The sequence below is a fragment of the Eudoraea sp. genome, from assembly GCF_039969275.1.
Lineage (GTDB): Bacteria > Bacteroidota > Bacteroidia > Flavobacteriales > Flavobacteriaceae > Eudoraea.
In genome coordinates, this window is the sequence record NZ_JBDVOC010000007.1 from 62,935 (window position 1) to 85,342 (window position 22,408).

Genomic DNA, 22,408 nt, shown 5'->3' on the forward strand with positions numbered 1-22,408 from the left:
CTGGTTATTACGTGCTTCTATTAGGTTTACTCTGCGTTATCTAAAAAATCTTTTAGTTTTTCTGACCAAATGTCAAATACAGTTTTTCTTTCACCCTTTGACTTTTCGGTTGCTCTTCTTTCAGGATGGCCTTCTAAAACCAATTCTTCCTCATTCCTGATTTCCTCTTGATAAACAAGGTTTCTTCCCCTATTTTCAATTGCATTCATCAGAAGTCCTACGGCCGTGGCATATAAGGGGCTGGCAATTTCCTGATCGGAATCTCCTGCTAAATGCTCATTGGGATATCCTATTCTGGTATCCATACCAGTAATATATTCTACTAACTGCTTTAAATGCTTTAACTGACTTCCTCCTCCTGTCAATACAATCCCCGCAATTAGCTTCTTTTTTTGATCTTCATGACCGTAGTTTTTGATTTCAACATATACCTGCTCAACAATCTCAACTACTCTTGCATGTATAATCTTAGAAAGATTCTTAAGTGTAATTTCCTTTGGTTCTCTTCCACGTAAACCGGGGATCGAAACTATTTCGTTGTCCTTATTTTCGCCTGGCCATGCAGACCCAAATTTCATTTTGAGTAGCTCCGCCTGTTTCTCGATAATTGAACAGCCTTCTTTAATATCTTCGGTAATAACATTCCCGCCAAAAGGAATTACGGCTGTATGCCTTATGATGCCATCTTTAAAAATAGCAAGGTCTGTTGTACCGCCACCTATATCTATTAATGCAACACCTGCTTCCTTTTCCTCCTGGCTAAGTACTGCATCTGAAGATGCCAGGGGTTCAAGGGTAATATTACCCAGATCCAGGCCGGCACTTTTGATGCATCGGCCAATGTTCTTAATAGATGAAACCTGGCCAACAACAACATGGAAATTAGCTTCAAGCCTTCCACCGTACATTCCTATAGGTTGCTTTATTTCGGCCTGACCGTCTACCTTATATTCCTGAGGCAAAACATGGATGATCTCTTCTCCAGGTAACATGACCAATTTATATACCTGGTTGCAAAGTTTATCCAGATCGTCCTCATTGATTACTTCTTCAGAATTGGCTCTTGTAATATAATCGCTATGCTGCAGGCTTCTAATATGTTGTCCGGCAATCCCAACAACAACGGAACCTATCTTTAAACCTGAATCGGCTTCCGCCTGTTCAACAGCCTGTTGAATAGACTTTATGGTTTGTGTTATGTTATTTACCACACCCCGATGTACACCAAGGCTTTTTGACCGGCCAATGCCTAAGACCTCAATTTTGCCATACTCGTTTTCTTTTCCGATAATGGCAACAATTTTTGTAGTACCTATATCTAATCCAACTGAATAATTACTTTGTTCCATATTATTTTAAATTTTGGTGCACACTACTTGATTATTAAATTCTAAGCTTACTATATTATAATTTTCCAATGTTTTGTCCCTGGCAGCTTTGGTATAAAAAGCCTTGAAATTATTGAACTTCTGTTCCAAATCGTCCACATTACCTAAATTCACAACAAAGTTTTCTAATCGGAATTTCAATTGATAATTTTCTTCATCCTCAATATGAACTCCGATTACATTTTTTCTTAAAAAGTCGTCCCTGTTTATGTACTTTAATATCACATAAACATCCTCTAAACTTTTACCGGTAATATTGCCCGTAATAATTGGCACTCTTGCAGAGTGATTACTGGATAATGGCATGTTTTTGCCTTCCTCATCCAGGTAGAATTTTGTCTTTCCCTCTACACGTCCGATTGGTTGCCGTTGTACAATGTTTGATGTAAGCTCACCGGTTATAGTAAGATAAACTTGGGCACTTTTTACCATTTCATTGGCCGCAATGACCTTTTCTATAGTATCCAAATCTAATTTTTCTTTGGGCATGTTTTTAATGATCCCATAATTTTGTATTAACAATTTATTAACCATGGACTGTGTAATGTAGAGATTGTTCTCCCCCGTAAATTTTAGGTTAATCCCTTCTACAGTTCTCAAATCACTTCTATGACTTGAAAATGCATAAAGACCTGTAATACAAATTATTAACCCTATAAATTTGATGTAATTCCAATTAATTTTCATACTCAAGTTCTTTTTCTATTTTAGATATTTCTAGTCCAATATCCCCGGCACCCATGGTAACTAACACCTCTGGTTCTTGTCTTTTTATTTCCTCAATCAGATCCGCTTTTTGGATTAATTTCTTATTCTGATTCTTTATTTTACCCATAAGCCATTCCGAATTCACTCCATCAATAGGTTCTTCTCTTGCCGGATATATATCCAATAATAAAACACTATCAAATTGCGCAAGACTAAGGGCGAAATCATCGGCAAAATCTCTTGTTCTGGAAAATAAATGGGGCTGAAAAACTGCGAGTATTTTTTTACTCTCATGCATCTCGGATATGGCATCATATACGGCATTTATTTCCGTTGGATGGTGCGCATAATCATCAATAAAGATAAAGTTGACATTCTTTATTCGATATGAAAATCTCCGTTGCACCCCCTTAAAGGTTTCCAATGCTATAGCAAGTCGATTAGCTGGGGGACCAACCTGTATTGCCATGGCAAAAGCCACCAAACCGTTAAGTAAGTTGTGCTTTCCCGGTTTGTTAAACTTCACCCCTTTAAGGGTAGTGTCTGGAGTTTCCAAATCAAAAACGTAGGCGCCATGTTCTATTCTTAAATTTCTTATACAATAATCCGAATCGTCTTCTATTCCATAGGTAATTCCTTCTAAAGGCAGGCCATTTCTAATAAATAGTTTCCCGCCGGGTTTTAGTTTATCAACGAATTCCTTAAAGGATTTTCTTAGTATTGTGCTGTCTCCATAAATATCCAAATGATCAGCATCCATAGAAGTAATACAAGCAATATCAGGTGATAACTGTAAAAATGAACGATCATATTCATCGGCTTCCACAACAGAATATTCACTGCCACCGAACCAAAAATTACTATTAAAGTCTTCCGAAATACCACCAAGAAACGCGGTAACTGGTGTCCCTGTTTCTTTTAATAAATGTGCTAGAATGCTACTTGTTGTTGTTTTACCATGGGTTCCTGCCACGGCCAAACAAAAAGTATCCCTTGTAATAATCCCTAACACCTCTGATCGTTTTTTTATTTCAAAACTTCTGGAAGCAAAATAATTGAATTCTTTATGGTCATTGGGAATTGCCGGCGTGTAGACAACCAGAGTATCCCCGGCATTTTTAAATTCTGCCGGAATTTCGGAGATATCATCTGCATAGTGTATCTCAATTCCTAAATCAGAAATCTCGCGAGTAAAGGGCGTCTCCGTTTTGTCATAACCTGCTACATTCTTTTTTAGAAGCTTAAAGTATCGCGCAAGAGCAGACATACCAATTCCTCCGATACCGATAAAATAAATGTTATGTATGTCTTTTAGCTTCATATTAAATTTTCAGCAGATGTTCTATTTCATCTACAATATTTTTTGTAGCATTAGGCTGGGCCAGAGCTTTGATATTTTCACTTAATAATTTCTTACTATCCTTAGATTTATTAAGATCTGTAAAAACGTTTTCAAATTTGTCTGCCAAATCTTTTTCCTCCACCATTAATGCCGCTTGTTTTAAAACAAGACTTCTCGCATTTTTGGATTGATGGTCCTCTGCTACATTAGGCGAGGGAATAAATATCACAGGCTTACCAACTATGCATAATTCCGAAACTGAACTCGCTCCAGCCCTTGAAATTATAATGTCTGCAGCCGAATATGCTAAATCCATTTTATTCAAAAAATCGTAGACTTTCACATCTGTGGTGTGGAATTTCTTATACTCTTCATAGTATCCCCGGCCACACTGCCAAATAAGTTGAATCCCTAATTTTGAAAAGAAATCAAGTTCCTTTTCTATAAGTTGATTAATTCTTCGTGCACCCAGACTTCCTCCCAGGACAAGCAGTGTTATTCTTTTCGGGTCCAAACCAAAGAATTTATAAGCTTCATTAGTATGTTGAAGAGGAGCTATCAAATCTGCTCTAACAGGATTCCCTGTTTTTACAATTTTATCTGCTGGGAAAAACCTTTCCATCTCATCATAGGCAACACAAATTTTTGCCGCGTGTTTAGCAAGTAATTTATTAGTGATTCCTGCATATGAGTTCTGCTCCTGTAGGACACTAGGGATTCCTTTTCTGGAAGCCATTTTTAATACAGGCCCACTGGCAAATCCTCCTGTGCCTATTACCACATGGGGTTTAAACTTCTTTACTATTTTTCCTGCACTAATCAAACTACTTATTAATTTAAATGGGAACATTAAATTTTTTAATGTCAACTTTCTTTGTATTCCACTAATCCACAAACCCTTTATCTTGTATCCTGCCTTTGGCACTTTTTCCATCTCCATCCTGTCTTTTGCGCCTACAAATAAAAATGTCGCATTGGGATGTCTTATTTTTAATTCATCAGCTATGGCTATTGCCGGATAAATATGTCCTCCTGTTCCACCGCCAGATAATATAAATCTATAATTGTCCACTTAGCACTTCTAAGGGGTTAGTATCATCCACATCTGATTTTTTAACATCACCCGGCTTAAATTTTCTGCTCGCACTTAACACAATTCCTATTGCCAGACAAGTCATCCAAATAGATGTTCCTCCACTACTAATAAGTGGTAAAGTTTGCCCGGTTACCGGAAATAATTCTACCGCAACGGCCATATTAATAAGTGCCTGAAAAACAATAGGTAACCCAACGCCAACTACTAATAATTTGCCGAATACAGTCTCATTTGAATTTGCTACCACAACAATTCTGAATAACAAAAGCATATAAAAGAACATTAGTACGAACCCTCCCACTAAGCCGTATTCTTCAATAATAATGGCATAAATAAAATCTGACGAACTCTGAGGTAGGAAATTTTTCATTACACTTTTACCTGCTCCATTTCCAACAATGCCACCACTTGCAATGGCAATTTTTGCTTTTTCTATCTGATAGTCCGATTCTGTATCTGCTGGATCCCAAAAACTTTCAACTCTATTTATCCAGGTGTCCACCCTGTTTGGAAAAAGATCCGGATAAGCTTTTACCGTAAGAATAAAAATGGTAAGTATCAATAAGCCTGTACCTATTATTCCGGAAAGATATTTTAGCGGATAACCCCCTAAAAAACAAAGTATCAGAACCATAAAGAAAAGAATGGCCGCGGTAGAGAAATTTGCAGGCAAAATTAAAATGGTAACAATAAAAACAGGAAGCCACAAGGGTACCAGGCTTTCACTAAAAGTGATTGTTTTATCCTTAATTCTAGTCAGATATCTCGCCACGTAGATCATTAGAACTACCGCTGCCAGATTTGAAGTTTGAAAAGTTATCCCAACCAATGGAAGGCGTATCCATCTACTGGCATTTGCCCCGTCTATTGTAGTGCCCTGAGCCAGAGTATATGCCAATAGAACTAGCACTATAGGCAGAGCAATTATAGATAATCCCTTAAAAAAATGAGTGGGAATTTTATGAACGCCATAGATTATTCCAAATCCCAAAAACAGCAACATCCCGTGTTTGACCAAATGGCCAATAGTTGTGCCATTTCCCACTACATAAACCAGATTACTGCTGGCACTGTAAACAGGTAAAAAGGAAAAAAGTGCCAGGAGGGCAACTACTCCCCAAATGGCTTTATCTCCTTTTATATTCCCTAAAAACCCGGTCATTTTTACAAGTTTTTTATTGATTCTTTAAATTGATTTCCCCTGTCTTCATAATTTTTAAAAAGATCAAAACTAGCGCATGCCGGAGATAGCAAAACAGTATCTCCTCTTTCAGCAATTTTATAGGCTACTTTTACAGCTTCACTCATTGCGTAAGTCTCAACAATTAAATCTACTACGTTACCAAAAGCATATTTAATTTTTGAGTTATCCATGCCAAGGCAAATGATAGCTTTTACCTTTTCCCTTACTAAGGGCATCAGGACTTTATAATCATTCCCTTTATCTACACCACCTACAATCCATACAATAGGCGTTTTCATGCTTTCCAAAGCATAATAAGTGGCATTTACATTGGTAGCCTTTGAATCATTTATATATTGTACATGGTGAATTTTTAGCACCTTTTCCAAGCGATGTGCAGCTCCCTGAAAATTCTGAATACTTTCGCGGATAGTATCCTTCCGAATACCAACCAATTTTGCAACCGTTGATGCCGCCATTGTATTTTTAAGGTTATGTAAACCTTCTAATGCCAAAGAATCTGCTTCCATTTCAATTGTTTTATTTTCAGTCCTAATTAATATTCTGTCATTCTCTAACCAAGCCCCTTCTTTAAGTTTTTCATTAATTGTAAAGGGCAATAATTTTGATCTAATTGGGTTATTCTCCAGCCAACTAACAATTACGTCGTCATCACAATCATAAATCAAACTGTCTTCGGCGTTCTGGTTTTGTGCAATTCGGAATTTTGAAGACACATAGTTTTCAAAAGAATTATCATACCTATCTAAATGGTCAGGGGTAATATTTGTTATTACCGCAATGTTTGGCTTAAAATCTACAATTCCATCTAACTGAAAACTGCTTATTTCAAGCACATAGAAATCATAATCATGTTCCGCTACCATTTTGGCAAAACTGTCACCAATATTACCTGCCATTCCCACGTTTAACCCTCCCTTTTTTAATATACTATAGGTAAGCATAGTAGTGGTGGTTTTGCCATTACTTCCCGTAATTCCTATTATGGTTGCATCTGTATGTCTTGCTGCAAACTCAATCTCTGAAATTACCGGAACACCTTTATCTACAAGCTTTTTTACAAGAGGTATGGTGTCCGGAATACCCGGACTTTTCATTACTACATCAGCATTGAGAATTTTGTCTTCCGAATGATGTTCTTCTTCCCAATCAATCTCAAAATGTTCAAGAACGTTTTTATATTTTTCTTTGATCTTACCTTTATCTGAAACAAATACCAGGTAATCCATTTTTTTTGCCAGAATGGCCGTTCCAACTCCACTTTCACCTGCGCCGAGCACAACCATTAATTTCATTATCTCACTTTGAGTGTCACAATTGTAATTATGGCCAATAGTATTCCTATAATCCAAAACCTTGTGACTATTTTACTTTCGTGATATCCCTTTTTCTGATAATGGTGATGTAAGGGTGCCATCAAAAAAACACGTTTCCCTTCACCTGATCTGTTTTTAGTGTATTTGAAATATCCAACCTGCAACATCACTGATATTGACTCGGCAAAGAATATTCCGCACAGAATAGGAATCAACAATTCTTTTCTTACAATTAATGCAATTACGGCTATGACCCCCCCTATAGTAAGACTTCCAGTGTCACCCATAAACACCTGAGCTGGAAATGCGTTATACCATAAAAAACCTACCAATGCTCCTACAAAAGCAGCTATGAATACCAAAAGCTCACCAGCCTTGGGGATGTACATGATGTCCAGGTATTCGGAAAAAATTATATTACCGGAAACCCATGCAAAAATTCCCAGGGTGAGGACTATTATTGCAGATGAACCGGCCGCTAAACCATCAATACCATCGGTAAGATTTGCTCCATTGGAAACCGCGGTGACTATTAAGATGACAATTGGTATAAAAATTAACCATGCATACGACTTTGCCTTCTCACCGGCCCATGAGATCAGATTACTATAATCCAATTCATTATTCTTAAAAAACGGAACAGTGGTCATTGTAGATTTAATATCTCCTCCTTTAATCTTTTCAACCCTATATTGCTCTGTAATTACGGTATTAGTCCTTTCCCGCATTGTGACATCCGGATGGAAGTAAAGGGTTATACCCACAATGAGTCCAAGTACAACCTGACCCAATACTTTAAACCTGCCTTTAAGGCCTTTTTTGTTTTTTTTGAATATTTTAATGTAGTCATCCACAAATCCGATAATACCCATCCAGAGAATTGTAACTATCAATAGAATGATATAAATATTCTTTAAATCTGCGAACAGTAGTACCGGAATTAAGGTGGACATTATTATTATCAAACCACCCATTGTTGGAGTACCTGTCTTTTGCTTTTGCCCCTCAAGTCCAAGATCCCGAATGGTCTCGCCTATTTGTTTGCGTTTGAGAAAAAGAATAATACGTTTACCATAAACTGTTGCCAATAACAAAGAGAGTAACACCGCCATAGCTGCTCTGAATGTCTGAAACTGGAACAGACTAGCTCCTGGCAGTTGGTATTGTTTTTCTAAATAATCGAACAGATAATACAGCATATTTCGTTATCTATTTCTTGTCACTTATTTAAACCGGTTAGCACTTCCTTTAGAATTTTAAAATCATCAAAATCCACACGCTCACCCTTAGTTTCCTGATAGGTTTCATGGCCCTTACCAGCGACCAGGATAATATCATTAGGTACTGCTAACTGACAGGCCGTCTTTATTGCCTGGTTTCGATTTTCAATTGATAAAACTTTCCTGAGATTCTGTGGTTCTACACCGGCTTCCATCTCTTCAATGATTATTAGAGGAGGTTCGGATCGTGGATTATCTGATGTAAAAATGGCTTTACCGCTCATCGCTGAAGCGATATGACCCATTACCGGACGCTTAGACCTGTCACGATCACCACCACACCCCACTACGGTGATGACGTTTTCATTTCCAGTCCTCAATGCATTGATTGTCTCAAGTACATTTTTTAAGGCGTCCGGCGTATGGGCATAATCAACAATAGCCGTTATTCTTTCTTTAGATATGAAGTATTGAAACCTTCCATCAACGTTTTCCAATTCACTCAATAATCGTAGGGTTTCAAGTTTTTCTAATCCCAGTAGGTCAGCTGTAGCATATATAGCCAGGATGTTGTATGCATTAAAATGACCTATTAACCGGGTCCAAAGCTCATTATCATCAATTTTTAACAACTGTCCGTTAAACTGATTTTCCAAAATCTGAGCCCTGTAGTCGGCATAACTTTTTAGAGCATAGGTATATTTTTTAGCTGCTGTATTTTGCAGCATCACAAGCCCATTTTTATCGTCAATATTTGTTAAGGCAAATGCTCTTTTAGGTAAATCATCAAATAATTTCTTTTTTGTATCCCTGTATTCGGCAAACGTTTTGTGATAATCCAGATGGTCATGTGATAAATTGGTGAATATTGCGCCCTCAAAGACCAATCCTTCCGTTCTTTTTTGATGAATGCCGTGGGAACTTACTTCCATAAAACAAAATTCAACACCTGCCTCATTCATCAGGGAGAGATATTGATTAATGGTCATGGCATCAGGAGTCGTATGGCTCGTAGGAAATTCTCTATTATCCACCATTATTCGGATAGTAGATAGCAGGCCAACTTTATATCCTGCTTTTTTAAACAATTGATACAACAAACTGCTTACCGTAGTCTTGCCGTTAGTACCAGTAACACCTACAAGTTTTAAATTTTTGGATGGATTATCATAGAAATTTGATGCCATTATAGCAAGGGCCTGGTTGGCATCAAGAACTTCCACATAAGTTATATCATTGATCAAATCTCCCGGAAGTTCTTCGCACACTATCGAATTAGCTCCTGCGGATATAGCTTTATCAATATATTTATGCCCATCGGTTAAGGTACCCTTGATAGCGACAAAAACGCTACCCTTAGCTACTTTTCTGGAATCAAAACATATGGTATTCACCATGACTCCGGTAGATCCGCTCACGGCGGTCAGACTTACTCCAAATAGTATATCCTTTAGCGGCTTCATGAAAGTTCTAGAATTATTTTCTTTACTTTTTCTAAATCTGTTCCCTTAGAAATTGATTGCTTTTTAACCTTGCCGTTTCCTTTGACTTCTACCTCCAGACCCATGTTTTCAAGGATAGAAATTGCGTCCATTCCGCTCATTCCTTTTACATCTGGCATCTGATTATGATTCTTTTGTGCCTCTGCGTAGTAACTTTGAAAACTAGACTCTAAATCAGCATTTGAAGGCTCCAGGGATTCTATTTCATCTATTAAGGGATTGTTAGCATAAATCTTTCTGGCAATGGATTTAAATACCGGTCCGGATACGTCTGCACCGTAGTAGCCGACACTTTTATCTGGTTCGTGGATCACCACTATACAGGAGTACTTTGGGTCATCTGCAGGGAAATACCCGGCAAAAGTTGATATATACCTCAGTTTGTCCGGGTCACGGGTTACATAGTTTTTTTGTGCTGTTCCTGTTTTACCAGCCATAGAAAAGTTAGGAGAATAAAGTCGATGCCCAGTTCCGCGTTTTTTTTCCACTACATTTTTCAATAAATCCTGTACTTGTTTGGCGGTCTCCTTAGAGCAAATAGCCTCATTAATAATTTCCTTATCAAACGTATAAATGGTTTTGTTCCATTCCTTTACCTCTTTTATTAGTCTGGGACGTAATAATTCACCATCATTCGCTATGGCATTGTAAAAAGCAAGAGTCTGTAAAGGCGTTAAGGATACTTCATAGCCATGAGACATCCATGCCAGGGAAATTCCAGACCATCCCTTATCTCCGGGATATCTTATTACCGGCTTACCTTCGCCTTTAATTGGCATTCCCAATTCCTGATTAAGCCCCATATACATTAGGCGATCTACATAAACTGCTGGTTCTTCTTTATAACTGTTATGAATCATTTTGGCGAAAGCTGTATTTGAAGAAACTTCAAAAGCCTTTGCCATTGAAATTTTGCCATAACCTCCGTGTTTGGAATCCCTTACCGTTCTATCGTATATTCTCCAACGTCCTTTTTCGGTATCAATAACTGTGCTGGTGTCTATTTTTTGATCTTCCAGGGCGGCAACCAATGACATTAATTTAAAGGTAGATCCGGGTTCATGAGATTCGCCTATCGCATAATTTAATCTTTCGTAATATTTGCCATCCTCTGTTCTTCCAAGATTCGAAATAGCCTTTATCTCCCCTGTTTTAGTTTCCATTACAATAACACATCCATGATCGGCTTTATACTTTTCTAATTGTGTTAAAAGCCCATGATGGGCTATATCCTGAATATTGATATCTATGGTCGACACTACATCATAGCCATCTTTTGGTTCAACAATATTGTCTAAACCTATAGGTTTCCACTGACCTTTAGCAATTTTCTGTTTTAGTCTTTTTCCTTCTATCCCTCTTAAGTAATTACCAAAGGCGCCTTCAAGGCCTACCCTGGTAACATAGCCATTTTCGTCAAATCGTTCATACCCAACGCTTCTTTCTGCTATTTTTCCTAAAGGATGTTCCCTAATCGTTTTTTGCTCCACAATAAAACCTCCTCTGTTTGGTCCCTTATTAAAGAGTGGGAAAGCTTTAACCTCCATATAGTCAGAATAATCAAGATTCCTGGCCACCAAAGCGTATCTGTTTTTATTTGCTTTAGCTTTTCTTAAAATTTGTTCATAATAGGCGGAAGGTTTTCCAAAAAGGTTTGCAAGAGCATCGCACAACGGCTGTACTTCTTCTTCAAAATCTGAACTTTTTACTGTGACCGCATCAAAACGTATCGTATATCTGGAGACCGATGTAGCTAACAAACTTCCGTCATCTGAATAGAGATTTCCCCTGTTTGGGGCAATTGTAAATAGCCTTTCCGTACGTTGATGAGCCATCTCCTTGTACTTATTGCCATGAACCATCTGGATACTTACAAGTTTTACGACCACCGCAATAGCAAACAAGAATAGACATGTCGATACAATATAAAGTCTGGTTAATATTTTTTTATTGGTGATGGCCACTTACTTTTTATTAGTTTTTACTTTTATTTTTCTTGGTGGTGTTTCAGAAGGAAAAAGACCTTCATCCAAAACATTCTCTGTAATGGTTGATTCTAATTTCAATCGTTGTACGTCGGAACGCATATCTACGAATTCGTTTTTTAATTCTTTGACCTGTTCATTCAATGCGGCTACCTGATGAACTTTTTTGTCCGCACTGTGAGAACTTGCAATCATAATGGTCGCCAAAATCGAAGCGAAAATTATAAACAGCCAATTTTTGGGAGCATCTCCACTCACCAAGAATTTGCCTTTTAAAATATCTATGATCCCTTTTCTCATAAGTTTTATATTGTTTTGAATTAACTAGTTCAAAAAATTATATTCTTTCTGCTATTCGCAGTCTTGCACTACGCGCCCTGCTATTCTTAGTAATTTCATCGGCAGAGGGAACTATTAATCCGCCTACCTTTTTAAAGGGAACATTAATATTTCCGTAAAAGTCCTTTTCTGCTTCACTCGAAAAACTACCTGCTCTAATAAACCTCTTAACCAGTCTATCTTCCAATGAGTGGTAACTAATTAAACTCAGCCGTCCACCTTTATCCATTATCTCCGGAGTTTGCAATAAAAATTCTTCTATTGCCGCTAATTCCTGATTTACTTCAATGCGTATTGCCTGATATACCTGTGCTAAAATCTTGTTCTCTCTAAACTTTGGCAGATATTGTTTCAAAACCATTTTTAGGTCTACCGTTGTTTTAATAGGTTCATTTACCCTGTGTTCTATAATGGTTTTGGCCATCGCATCTGCACGTCTCAAATCGCCATAACGAAACAATACATTTCTAAGTTCATCATAGGTATAAGAGTTAACCACCTCATAAGCACTCTTCTTATTTCTTGTACTCATCCTCATATCCAGATCGGCGTCAAAACGTGTAGAAAAACCCCGTTCAGCCTTATCAAACTGATGAGAAGAAACCCCAAAGTCAGCCAAGATTCCATTTACTTTCCGAATGCCATAGAACTTTAAAAACTGCTTTACATATCTAAAGTTTTCATTGATCAGAGTAAACCGCTCATCTGCTATTTCATTTTTCAAAGCTTCCTCATCCTGATCAAATGCAAACAAAGCACCCCCACTACCTAATCTTCTTAAAATTTCTTTGGAATGTCCTCCTCCTCCAAAAGTGACATCTACATAAATTCCATTTTCCAATATGTTGAGACCGTCAACGGACTCCTTTAATAAAACAGGGTTATGATAGTTCGTCTCCATCATCACCCATTACCTCTTCTGCTAAGTCCGCAAAATTTTCTGCTGTTTCATCAATTACTTTTTCATAGCAATCCTTATCCCAAATCTCAATAATATTTATAGCCGAACTCAAAACCACTTCTTTTCTGATCCCAGCAATAGAAACCAGGTTTTTAGGTATAAGCAATCTACCTGTCCCATCTATTTCTATAGGTTTCACACCCGCCGAAAACCGTCTGATAAAATCGTTGTTTTTCTTCTTGAACCTGTTCTTCTTATTCATTTTTTCCATTAACAGATTCCATTCGTCCATTGGATACAGTTCCAGACAAGGCTGAAATACGGAGCGTTTTATGACAAAGCCCTTGTTGAGAACAGGGGCCATCTGATTTTTGAGAGTAACGGGTATCATTATCCGTCCCTTAACATCAGCTTTGCAATCATATGTCCCTATAAAACTTATCACTTAAATCGGCTGGTTTTCTAATATAAACTCAAATATATAGAAATTATTACCACAATTTACCACAATTTACCACTTTGTTGAAAAAAAAATCGGAAAGAGGAGAGAAGAATAGTGCTATATCCAGTCATTTTAACAGTTGCTGTAAATAGCTGGATGCCTTTATTTTTGAAAAAAATATGGTGTTGTAAAGGTACCCTCTTTTTTCCAAAAGTATTAGTATTATTAGGAAATGTCTATATTTGCCCACTGAAGACAGAAGCAGTATTTAATGGAAGAACACATTAAAAAGGAAGGAAAATATAAGTTTATTGAGGTAGGAGAAGGAACTCCTATGATTATTCTTCACGGTCTTATGGGTGGGCTCAGTAATTTTCACGGGGTAACCAATTATTTTCCAAACAAGGGTTATAAAGTTTTAATACCTGAATTGCCAATCTACTCTTTGCCTTTATTAAAAACCAATGTAAAAAACTTTGCCAGGTTCCTTGAAAAATTTATTGAATTTAAAGGACTCAAAGATGTGATTTTATTAGGTAATTCACTCGGAGGCCATGTAGGCTTATTACATACAAAGCTTTATCCTAAAATGGTGAGAGCTCTGGTAATCACAGGAAGTTCCGGACTTTACGAAAGCGCCATGGGAGATGGCTATCCCAAACGAGGGGATTATGAATTTATCAAAAAGAAAGCGCAGGACGTTTTTTATGATCCTGAAGTAGCTACCAAGGAAATTGTGGATGAAGTATTTGCCACGGTAAATGACAGAAGGAAATTGGTAAAAACACTGGCCATAGCCAAAAGTGCTATAAGACACAATATGTCTAAGGATTTACCCAACATGAAGACTCCAACCTGTATTATTTGGGGCGAAAATGATTCCGTAACGCCACCAAATGTCGCGCGGGAATTTCATGAATTACTACCGGATTCAGAGCTTTTCTGGATAAAAGAGTGTGGACATGCACCTATGATGGAACATCCCAATGATTTCAATGTCATTCTTGACGAATGGTTACAGAAGCGTAAATTCTAACACATTTACTGTCATGAAGATAAAGTCTGCCGACTTTTTGATGAGCAACTCCAGCGTGGAGAAGTGCCCCAACCAGCCTTTACCCGAATATGCTTTTATTGGAAGATCAAATGTTGGAAAATCTTCGCTGATAAATATGCTTACTTCTCGCAAGAGTTTGGCAAAAACATCAGGAAGACCGGGAAAAACGCAACTTATCAATCATTTTAAAATAAATGATCAATGGTTCCTGGTTGATCTTCCCGGATATGGATACGCACGCGTATCTAAGAAGGACAAAAAAACTTTTCAGAAATATATTACTGATTACTTCCTTAAAAGAGAGCAATTAGTAAGTGCGTTTCTATTAATTGATATACGACACGAAGCCCAAAAAATAGATCTTGAATTCATGCAATGGATGGGTGAGAACGGTATTCCTTTTTCGATAATATTTACCAAAGCAGACAAGCTGAAACCCAAAGCGATAGAAAGAAATGTGAAGAATTACTTAGATCAACTACTTTTAGGAGCATGGGAAGAAGTCCCAAATCATTTTATTACTTCCTCGTCAAATAGCATGGGCAGGGAAGAGGTATTAAACTATATCCAAGAAATAAATACAGGGTTCTTTGAGCGAAAATAAAGTTCACTGTCCTAAACTATTTTTTCCTTTTCCCTTTTCTTGATTAAACCAATTAGCGCTTCCGTATTTTTCAACTCATTGAGTTCTTTTCTAGAAATAAATACCTGTAGCTCATTATTGACTGCTATCAGAACAATCGGAAACTCAAACTTATATCCGAATTTTGAAGCATACTGCTTATTAAATTCATCTTTATGGAGGAATTCCATGCCCCAATCCTCTTCCTCACGAAATTTCTTCCAGGTTTTTTTCTCATTAATTACACCAAAAGTCAAATCACAGAGATTGCATTGGTACGTATGCGGACTTAATGCTTTATGAGCCCCATCCAGAAGAGCATTTCGCAATCCTGAATTGGCATTATAAATAAAAATTAGCCGGGCGTCTTCGCGCTTATCCATAATAAATTTATACATTTAAAAAGTACAGAAACCATACTTTATCTCATATTTTTTAGTCAACAAAATTACTGAATACTTACGACGTAAAGCTTTAATCAGTCCTTCTATGTATAAATATGTAAACTATTACTTGCTGCTGTTTGCTTTGTGTTGGCAGATAAATTTTGCTCAACAACAATCAACACATTTCCCCTCTCCATTTAAAAATTTGGATACACTAGCCACCAATGACTGGTGGAATAGGGCTCCAAATGAAATAATCAATCTCAAAGTAAACAGAGACAGTGTTGTCGCTTTCGGTCTATATACCGTACATGCCAATGTCCTTAAATTAACTGCTCAACTTTATCCTCTTTACCCCGATGAATCAAGGACAATAAGCATATCGCTTTACCAGGATGGTAAATGGAAAGAAGTCCAAAGACAAAATGTAAATGAAATAGGGTGGTCTGCTCTCTTCAGAATAGAACATTGGGATTATTCAAAAGATACAAAATACAGAATTACTCATGGGGAACGAGCTTATTTTGAAGGAACAATCCGAAAAAATCCTGATTATAAGAGTGAAATTGTAGTTGCGGCACTTTCCTGTAATTCAAATAAAGATAGGGGGTTGAGGGAAAATTATGTAAGAAATATTAATTACCAGGACCCGGATCTCATGTTTTTTGCAGGCGATCAATCTTATGATCATACGGAGCATACGGCTGCATGGCTTAAATTCGGGCTTCAATTCAGAGAAACTTTCAGGAACAGGCCCTGTATTACAATTCCTGATGACCACGATATTGGACAGGGTAATCTTTGGGGAGAAAATGGTAAACTATCTACAGCAAAAGGAAGTGGTGATGGTGGGTATAGTTATCATCCGGAATATGTAAAAATGGTAGAAAGGTGCCAAACTGCGCATCTTCCGGATCCCTATGATCCTAAACCTATTGAACGGGGCATTGGGGTGTACTACACAAATCTTGCCTTGGGAGGCATTGATTTTGCGATATTAGAAGATAGAAAATTTAAATCAGGGCCAGAGGGTAAAATTCCGCAACAAGGTCCACGCCCGGACCATATAAGGAATCCTCAATACGATCCCAGTTCTATTGATTTAGAAGGATTGACTTTATTAGGTGAAAGACAACTAATCTTTCTAAAGGAATGGAGCAGTAAAAATTCCGGAGCCATGAAAGTGGTTTTATCCCAAACTGGATTTTGCGGGGGTGCTCATATCCATGGATCACTGGATAATAGATTACATGCAGATCTGGATTCCAATGGCTGGCCACAAAGTGGTAGGGACAAAGCATTGCGCATGATCAAAAATGCAAATGCAATTCATATTGCAGGAGATCAACACCTCGCTACCGTTATTCAACATGGTATCAAAGACTTTAGAGACGGACCATGGGCCTTTGTTGTTCCGGCAATTGTAAATGACTATTACAGCAGGTGGTGGTGGCCGGAAAATGAAAGAACCGGTGCTAATCCAAACAAGAATACTTCATTGCCATGGACTGGCGATTATTTGGATGGTTTTGGAAATAAAATAAGTATGATGGCATATGTAAATCCTGAGAGCCCTTCCAATGGAGGGGGTTACGGTCTAATCAGATTTAACAAAAATGAGAAAAAAGTAACTTTTGAATGCTGGCCCAGAAATGCTGATGTTACAACAGGGAGAGCAACTCAATTTGAGGGATGGCCAATTACCATTACAATAGACTAATCCTTTTTTAATTCCAGCTTCTCAGCAAAATAGGCACAAAAATCCTTCATGGTTGTTGTCATTTTTTCGTCCTGCGTAGCCTTCATAAAAGTATCGGACATAGCCAACAGGGTTTGATGAAAGAAAACTTTCATTTCATCTACAGGCATATCTTTAGTCCATAGATCTATTTTTAGGGATTCCTGGTTCTTACTGTCCCACACAGACAACAACATGGCTTTTGCCTCCTCGTTTACAATGCCGCCATCTTCTGCAGACCAGGTAAGCTCTTCCGGAACGCGATTTTCATCCAATCCCACTTTAAGTGTTATTTGAGAAGTATGTAATTTTCCCATGATCTATTTTTTTGGTTTGTAATTTGATTTTTTAAAAATTTCATCAGAGGATAAACCCAGTAATTGAATAAGTTTAACATCATTGTTATTCATAAATGCCCTTACTATTTGCCATCCCATATAGCGGCCCAGTCTACCAGGAGATTCATTATCTAGTTCTAACCTGAATTTTGAAAACGGAGCCGGGTCTAAAAACCGGGGAGCCAACATGTTGTCGGTGCTGTAGAGTAATTCCCGTTCAATAAAATAACGCCAAATCTGTTCCTCATTGGCCCTGGCCCATTCCAATTCCTCAGGCGTATATACTATTTTTTGAGCATCCGTAGCCAGAGGTATCAACTGGTCTTTAAGATATAACTCTTTCCCATAATATATCATCTGTGCCAAAAAAGTGCGGTCAGAAGGGAAGCCGAGCGTGGTTTTTCCAAAAGCGCCTGCAACGTCGCTTATTAAATAGGTTTTGTCAAGTCCGGCAGCTATATAATGTTCTATTCCTCTATAGAATTTGTGATCTTTACCAAGATAATTATCCAAACCAATTAGTAAAAGTGTGTCCGTCAAAATTACACGATTCGAATAATCTACATCAGAAATAACTGTAATTACCTCTGGTACCTGGTAATTTGGAAAATAGTACAGCACATGTTTAAACAAAAGTTCGAGGTCAGCAGTTTCCATATCAAAACTCCCAAAAGTGCCATTTACCTCACTAAATATTTCATTTTGCAATGAATCCTTAAGTTTTGCAATCCATACACTATCGGAATACTGCTTTGGAAAAAGGTAAGGGAATTTCTGTTTTAGTTTAGGTATGTCCCCAGGTTTTGCTTCCGCAAATTCACGATCAAAACGGAGCACAGTCAGATTTAATGGAATCCTTGAAATATCATCGGATACCCCTGTTTCGTTTTTACAAGAATGGAGACTGAAGAAAATAACTAAAACCGTAATAATTCTTGTTTTCATATAAAGTAATTACTCTTCAGTTTTAATATTAAGGGCATAGGCTTTATTTTTATCGCAGCAAAGTTAGTATTTCCATATAATAATGTAGCCTATGCAAACAGAAAAGGTAATAGATCATATTGTTAATTGGTTAAAGACATATGCCACCGAGGCAAAAATCAAAGGATTTGTAATAGGCGTATCAGGTGGGATAGACTCCGCGGTTACTTCAACCTTATGTGCAAAAACAGGTTTAGACCTATTATGCATTGAAATGCCCATCCATCAAGGTAAAAATCAGGTAACACGGGCATTTAATCATATTGAGTGGTTGCAGCAAAACTTTGACAATATTTACAGACAACCTGTGAATCTCACTTCGGTATTTGATACTCTTGTGGCATCATTGCCAGCAGTTGACAATGAGGAAGACAGGTTTATGTCTTTGGCTAATACCCGTGCGAGACTTCGCATGACAACCCTCTACTATTTTGCTGCTTTAAACAATTATCTGGTTGCAGGAACAGGTAATAAGGTGGAGGATTTTGGAATTGGTTTCTACACTAAGTACGGGGATGGCGGGGTTGATCTTAGTCCAATTGCAGATCTACTCAAAACTGAGGTTTACGAAATTGCCAAGTATTTGGGGATTAATGAAGAAATTATTGTTGCTCCCCCAACAGATGGCTTGTGGGGCGACTCACGAACGGATGAGGATCAAATTGGGGCTTCCTATCCTGAATTGGAATGGGCCATGGAAATGGCTAACAAAGGGAAGGAGGCCGATGAATTCAGCGGAAGAGAAAAAGAAGTCTTTCTCATCTTTAAAAGATACAACACGATGAATCAACATAAGATGCTCCCTATACCCGTTTGTGAAATTCCCGTCGACCTAAAATAACATTTTAGCTAAGAATCAGTTGATTAAGACGAATAAACTCCCTATTATTCCTTCTTATTGAGAAAAAAAGTAGATTTTTGTTTAAGAAATTAGATTATTTAACCTTACATTGCATGTCAGTATTTTTAGACGTGTGTTGGCGTTAAAATCTAGAAAATCGACCAAAATGATAAAAGTTTTAATCGCAGACAGTCATCCAATAGTCAGAATGGGAATTAAGAATGTTCTAAATTCGGCTTCTGGTTTTGAAATTATTGCTGATGTTGCAACTACTACTGAACTTTTTACAAAATTAAAGACTTTAATTCCGGATGTTGTTATACTTGAAATGGACATTCCGGAAATTAATGGAATAGCTAGCTTGAGAAGGCTTAAACAGGAATACCCGGATATAAGGGTATTGATCTACAGTGGCCAATCTGAAGACGTATATGCACTTAGCACAATAAGGGCAGGAGCGTTCGGCTATCTTTCAAAAACTGCAGATTTGGATTACATAATTACTGCCGTTAGAAAAGTAAGTGAGGGTAATATGTTTATCACTAACGAATTGGCTCAGAGACTGGCATTCGATGAAGGAACTCAAAAACCCCGCAGGTTTTTCAGAAAGTTGTCTACCCGAGAAGTTGAGGTTCTTAAGCTCCTGGCCAGCGGAAAGAGAAACAAAGATGTGGCTCTGGGCTTAAATCTAAATGAAAAAACAGTTAGTACGTATAAAGCCCGTTTAATGAAAAAATTAAATGTTGATAATCTTGTAGATTTGCTTCAACAAGCAAAGGCCCTGGAGTTGTACTAAGTTCAGATCTTTAAATTAATTGTATCCCTGACCAAAGTGTCGGGGTTTTTTATACCCCGAAGGCGCAACTAGAAGAGCTGCCCGGGCCAGCGTTTTATGAGAGTACCCTATTTAACTTCTTATTTAGGAGTTTGTTTAACTGAAGGTAATTCATTATCTCTTCCAGGGTTTCCTTGTGATCACCATTCAAATCTTCTGTGTTTTCCTGCAGGGATGTAATTCGTTTTTTTATTAGAAAGCATCTTAAAGTTAAAATTGTTTCACTTACTAATTGGGAAATACTTTTTTCTTTATCTTTTGGATAGATGTCCTTTCGCTCCCAGTGATGCAACTCATATTTTTCTTCCTCCATTAATATCGAGGAAATTTGGGCTACCATTTCCTGATCGAGTTCAGTCATAAATGTTGTGATAGAAAAGTCTTCTTTCTCATTCAGCCCTTCTATTAATTTATAATAGATATTTCTGAATTTGTCATGTGTGAGTTCTATTTCATCTTCCTGAAGGTCCAGGTATACCTTTTCATATACTTTTGCTTCCATGTTTTCCGGTTCAAGAACGAGATCGCCCTCTTCATTTTCTTTTAGAATAAGGTCCTCAAATTCCTGAAGCTCATTCCCATAAAGCAGAAGCATTTCTATTATTTTTCGTTCTAACTCATATTGTACATCCAGTTTTTCCTCTTTCTGGCTATGTTTAACGACCTCGAATGCTTTTTGCTCCTGTCTTGAAGTTGCGGTAACTTTGGTACGTTCTTTCCTTCCAATCTGCGCCAGAGTATTAAATAAAACATCTTCTGAAATATTCATTATATGTGCGCACTCCTGAATATAAATTTCACGTTTTATCCTATCTGGGATTTTAGAGATGCTGTTAACGATTTCTCGAATAGTATCGGCCTTTTTTATTGGATCATTTGCAGCAGCTTTGGCCAATAAGGAAGTTTTAAACTGTATAAAATCCTTAGCGTTCTCCTGTAGGTAAAGTATGATCTCCTCAACTTCATTCTTTTTTGCAAAACTATCAGGATCTTCTCCTTCTGGAAAAGTGCAGACTTTCACATTCATTCCTTGCTCAAGAATAAGATCAATCCCCCTAAGGGAAGCACGTAAACCTGCCGCATCGCCATCAAATAGAACTGTAATATTTTTAGTAAGCCTGTTTATTAATCGTATTTGCTCTGGCGTAAGGGCTGTGCCACTGGAGGCCACCACATTATGTATCCCTCTTTGATAGAGTTGAATAACATCTGTATAGCCTTCCACTAAATAGCAGTTATCCTCTTTAGCAATCGCTTGTTTAGCCAAATATATACCGTATAGCACTTTACTCTTATGGTATATTTCGCTTTCGGGAGAATTCAGATATTTAGCAGCTTTTTTTTCGTTGGATAGTATCCTTCCTCCAAATCCCAGAACTCGGCCGCTCATGGAATGGATAGGAAACACGACCCTTCCTTTAAATCTGTCAAATTTTCTGGAGACTCCTGCCTGGCTAGCATCTTCTTTAACAATTGTTAGTCCGGTCTTCTGCAAAAATTGCAATTGATATCCTTCCTCAAGTGCGGAATTGGTAAAAGCGTCCCACTGGTCCAGGCTATAGCCCAGTCCAAACTTCCTAATAATGTCATCAGAAAAACCTCGCTCTCTGAAATAACTAAGCCCTATAGCCTTCCCCATTTCCTTTTCCCAAAGGGTATTCTGAAAATACTGTTGTGCATATTCTGATACCAGATACATACTTTCACGTTCATCGGCCTGTTCCTTTTGCTCATCTGTACGTTCTGTTTCTTCAATTTCAATATTGTATTTCCTTGCCAGGTATTTAATGGCTTCGGGATAGGTAAAATGTTCGTGTTCCATTAGGAAAGCCACTACATTTCCACCTTTTCCACTACTAAAGTCCTTCCAGATCTGTTTTACAGGTGATACCATAAAACTTGGGGTGCGCTCATCTGTAAAGGGACTCAAACCTTTAAAATTGGAACCAGATTTTTTTAATTGTACAAAATCCCCAATTACCTCCTCAAGGCGGGCGGTTTCATAAACTTGATCTATGGTGAATTTTGAAATCAATGTGTCTGAATATATGCGATGTAAAAATAAGAAAATAGAATGCTTTAAAATACAGTATTTTTAGATTACAATCTGATAGTGTACGATTATTTAACTCAGTCAAACTAATTAAAGTTTATCATGATATTA

General features: G+C 37.5%; 21 protein-coding genes. 5 read left to right on the forward strand and 16 right to left on the reverse strand.

The window, feature by feature from the left end; all coding sequences use genetic code 11:
* Window positions 1-26: 26 nt before the first annotated feature.
* The 12 genes from ftsA to mraZ are packed head-to-tail and all read right to left on the reverse strand — an operon-like array spanning window position 27 to window position 13,446.
* Window positions 27-1,349 carry a cell division protein FtsA gene (gene ftsA, locus ABJH90_RS04890; RefSeq protein ID WP_348137095.1) on the reverse strand — a complete coding sequence of 441 codons (1,323 nt, stop codon included), beginning with the start codon at window positions 1,347-1,349 and terminating at the stop codon, window positions 27-29.
* Window positions 1,350-1,355: 6 nt separating this feature from the next.
* On the reverse strand, window positions 1,356-2,075 hold the full coding sequence (locus ABJH90_RS04895) for a hypothetical protein (protein WP_348137097.1): 720 nt from the start codon (window positions 2,073-2,075) through the stop codon (window positions 1,356-1,358).
* Window positions 2,065-3,417, reverse strand: coding sequence for a UDP-N-acetylmuramate--L-alanine ligase (murC, locus tag ABJH90_RS04900; protein ID WP_348137099.1), 1,353 nt, complete (start codon window positions 3,415-3,417; stop codon window positions 2,065-2,067). The genes ABJH90_RS04895 and murC overlap by 11 nt, the downstream gene beginning before the upstream one ends.
* A 1-nt stretch (window position 3,418) precedes the next feature.
* A complete protein-coding gene (murG, locus tag ABJH90_RS04905) occupies window positions 3,419-4,510 on the reverse strand; it encodes an undecaprenyldiphospho-muramoylpentapeptide beta-N-acetylglucosaminyltransferase (protein ID WP_348137101.1) in 1,092 nt (363 codons plus the stop codon).
* Window positions 4,497-5,696 (reverse strand): FtsW/RodA/SpoVE family cell cycle protein, encoded by a 1,200-nt coding sequence (locus tag ABJH90_RS04910; protein ID WP_348137103.1) that lies wholly within the window; start codon window positions 5,694-5,696, stop codon window positions 4,497-4,499. The genes murG and ABJH90_RS04910 overlap by 14 nt, the downstream gene beginning before the upstream one ends.
* Before the next feature lie 2 nt (window positions 5,697-5,698).
* Window positions 5,699-7,033 carry a UDP-N-acetylmuramoyl-L-alanine--D-glutamate ligase gene (gene murD, locus ABJH90_RS04915; protein ID WP_348137105.1) on the reverse strand — a complete coding sequence of 445 codons (1,335 nt, stop codon included), beginning with the start codon at window positions 7,031-7,033 and terminating at the stop codon, window positions 5,699-5,701.
* On the reverse strand, window positions 7,033-8,253 hold the full coding sequence (gene mraY, locus ABJH90_RS04920; protein WP_348137107.1) for a phospho-N-acetylmuramoyl-pentapeptide-transferase: 1,221 nt from the start codon (window positions 8,251-8,253) through the stop codon (window positions 7,033-7,035). The genes murD and mraY overlap by 1 nt, the downstream gene beginning before the upstream one ends.
* 20 nt (window positions 8,254-8,273) lie before the next feature.
* The gene (locus ABJH90_RS04925) at window positions 8,274-9,737 is read right to left on the reverse strand and encodes a UDP-N-acetylmuramoyl-L-alanyl-D-glutamate--2,6-diaminopimelate ligase (protein ID WP_348137109.1); all 1,464 of its coding nucleotides are present in this window, start codon (window positions 9,735-9,737) and stop codon (window positions 8,274-8,276) included.
* Window positions 9,734-11,740, reverse strand: a complete 2,007-nt coding sequence (locus tag ABJH90_RS04930; RefSeq protein WP_348137111.1) for a penicillin-binding protein — start codon at window positions 11,738-11,740, stop codon at window positions 9,734-9,736. The genes ABJH90_RS04925 and ABJH90_RS04930 overlap by 4 nt, the downstream gene beginning before the upstream one ends.
* The gene (locus ABJH90_RS04935; protein WP_348137113.1) at window positions 11,741-12,061 is read right to left on the reverse strand and encodes an FtsL-like putative cell division protein; all 321 of its coding nucleotides are present in this window, start codon (window positions 12,059-12,061) and stop codon (window positions 11,741-11,743) included. It abuts the gene before it with no gap.
* A gap of 37 nt (window positions 12,062-12,098) precedes the next feature.
* Window positions 12,099-13,004 (reverse strand): 16S rRNA (cytosine(1402)-N(4))-methyltransferase RsmH, encoded by a 906-nt coding sequence (gene rsmH / locus ABJH90_RS04940; RefSeq protein WP_348137115.1) that lies wholly within the window; start codon window positions 13,002-13,004, stop codon window positions 12,099-12,101.
* Complete coding sequence (gene mraZ, locus ABJH90_RS04945; protein ID WP_348137117.1) at window positions 12,982-13,446, reverse strand: division/cell wall cluster transcriptional repressor MraZ; 465 nt, start codon at window positions 13,444-13,446, stop codon at window positions 12,982-12,984. Before mraZ ends, rsmH begins: the two co-directional genes overlap by 23 nt.
* 268 nt (window positions 13,447-13,714) lie before the next feature.
* Between mraZ and ABJH90_RS04950 the strand changes: the two genes are divergently transcribed.
* A complete protein-coding gene (locus ABJH90_RS04950) occupies window positions 13,715-14,479 on the forward strand; it encodes an alpha/beta hydrolase (RefSeq protein WP_348137119.1) in 765 nt (254 codons plus the stop codon).
* Between the two features lie 13 nt (window positions 14,480-14,492).
* Window positions 14,493-15,104 (forward strand): ribosome biogenesis GTP-binding protein YihA/YsxC, encoded by a 612-nt coding sequence (gene yihA, locus ABJH90_RS04955; RefSeq protein WP_348137121.1) that lies wholly within the window; start codon window positions 14,493-14,495, stop codon window positions 15,102-15,104.
* An 11-nt stretch (window positions 15,105-15,115) separates the two neighbouring features.
* On the opposite strand, the gene ABJH90_RS04960 is transcribed toward yihA, so the two are convergent.
* Window positions 15,116-15,505 (reverse strand): GTPase, encoded by a 390-nt coding sequence (locus ABJH90_RS04960; protein ID WP_348338052.1) that lies wholly within the window; start codon window positions 15,503-15,505, stop codon window positions 15,116-15,118.
* Between the two features lie 208 nt (window positions 15,506-15,713).
* Between ABJH90_RS04960 and ABJH90_RS04965 the strand changes: the two genes are divergently transcribed.
* Window positions 15,714-17,228 carry an alkaline phosphatase D family protein gene (locus ABJH90_RS04965; RefSeq protein ID WP_348137125.1) on the forward strand — a complete coding sequence of 505 codons (1,515 nt, stop codon included), beginning with the start codon at window positions 15,714-15,716 and terminating at the stop codon, window positions 17,226-17,228.
* On the opposite strand, the gene gldC is transcribed toward ABJH90_RS04965, so the two are convergent.
* Together gldC and gldB are read right to left on the reverse strand one after the other, a co-directional pair.
* Window positions 17,225-17,563: a gliding motility protein GldC gene (gldC, locus tag ABJH90_RS04970; protein WP_348137127.1), complete on the reverse strand. Its 339-nt coding sequence runs from the start codon at window positions 17,561-17,563 to the stop codon at window positions 17,225-17,227. The genes ABJH90_RS04965 and gldC overlap by 4 nt on opposite strands.
* A gap of 3 nt (window positions 17,564-17,566) precedes the next feature.
* Window positions 17,567-18,529 carry a gliding motility lipoprotein GldB gene (gldB, locus tag ABJH90_RS04975; RefSeq protein ID WP_348137129.1) on the reverse strand — a complete coding sequence of 321 codons (963 nt, stop codon included), beginning with the start codon at window positions 18,527-18,529 and terminating at the stop codon, window positions 17,567-17,569.
* A 91-nt stretch (window positions 18,530-18,620) separates the two neighbouring features.
* Here gldB and nadE point away from each other — a divergent pair, with 91 nt between their 5' ends.
* Together nadE and ABJH90_RS04985 are read left to right on the forward strand one after the other, a co-directional pair.
* Window positions 18,621-19,409 (forward strand): NAD(+) synthase, encoded by a 789-nt coding sequence (gene nadE / locus ABJH90_RS04980; RefSeq protein WP_348137131.1) that lies wholly within the window; start codon window positions 18,621-18,623, stop codon window positions 19,407-19,409.
* 166 nt (window positions 19,410-19,575) lie between these two features.
* Entirely contained in the window at window positions 19,576-20,205 is a 630-nt protein-coding gene (locus ABJH90_RS04985) for a response regulator transcription factor (protein ID WP_348137133.1), read from the forward strand.
* Between the two features lie 94 nt (window positions 20,206-20,299).
* Here ABJH90_RS04985 and dnaG read toward each other — a convergent pair whose 3' ends face one another.
* The gene (gene dnaG, locus ABJH90_RS04990; protein WP_348137135.1) at window positions 20,300-22,279 is read right to left on the reverse strand and encodes a DNA primase; all 1,980 of its coding nucleotides are present in this window, start codon (window positions 22,277-22,279) and stop codon (window positions 20,300-20,302) included.
* Window positions 22,280-22,408: the final 129 nt, after the last annotated feature.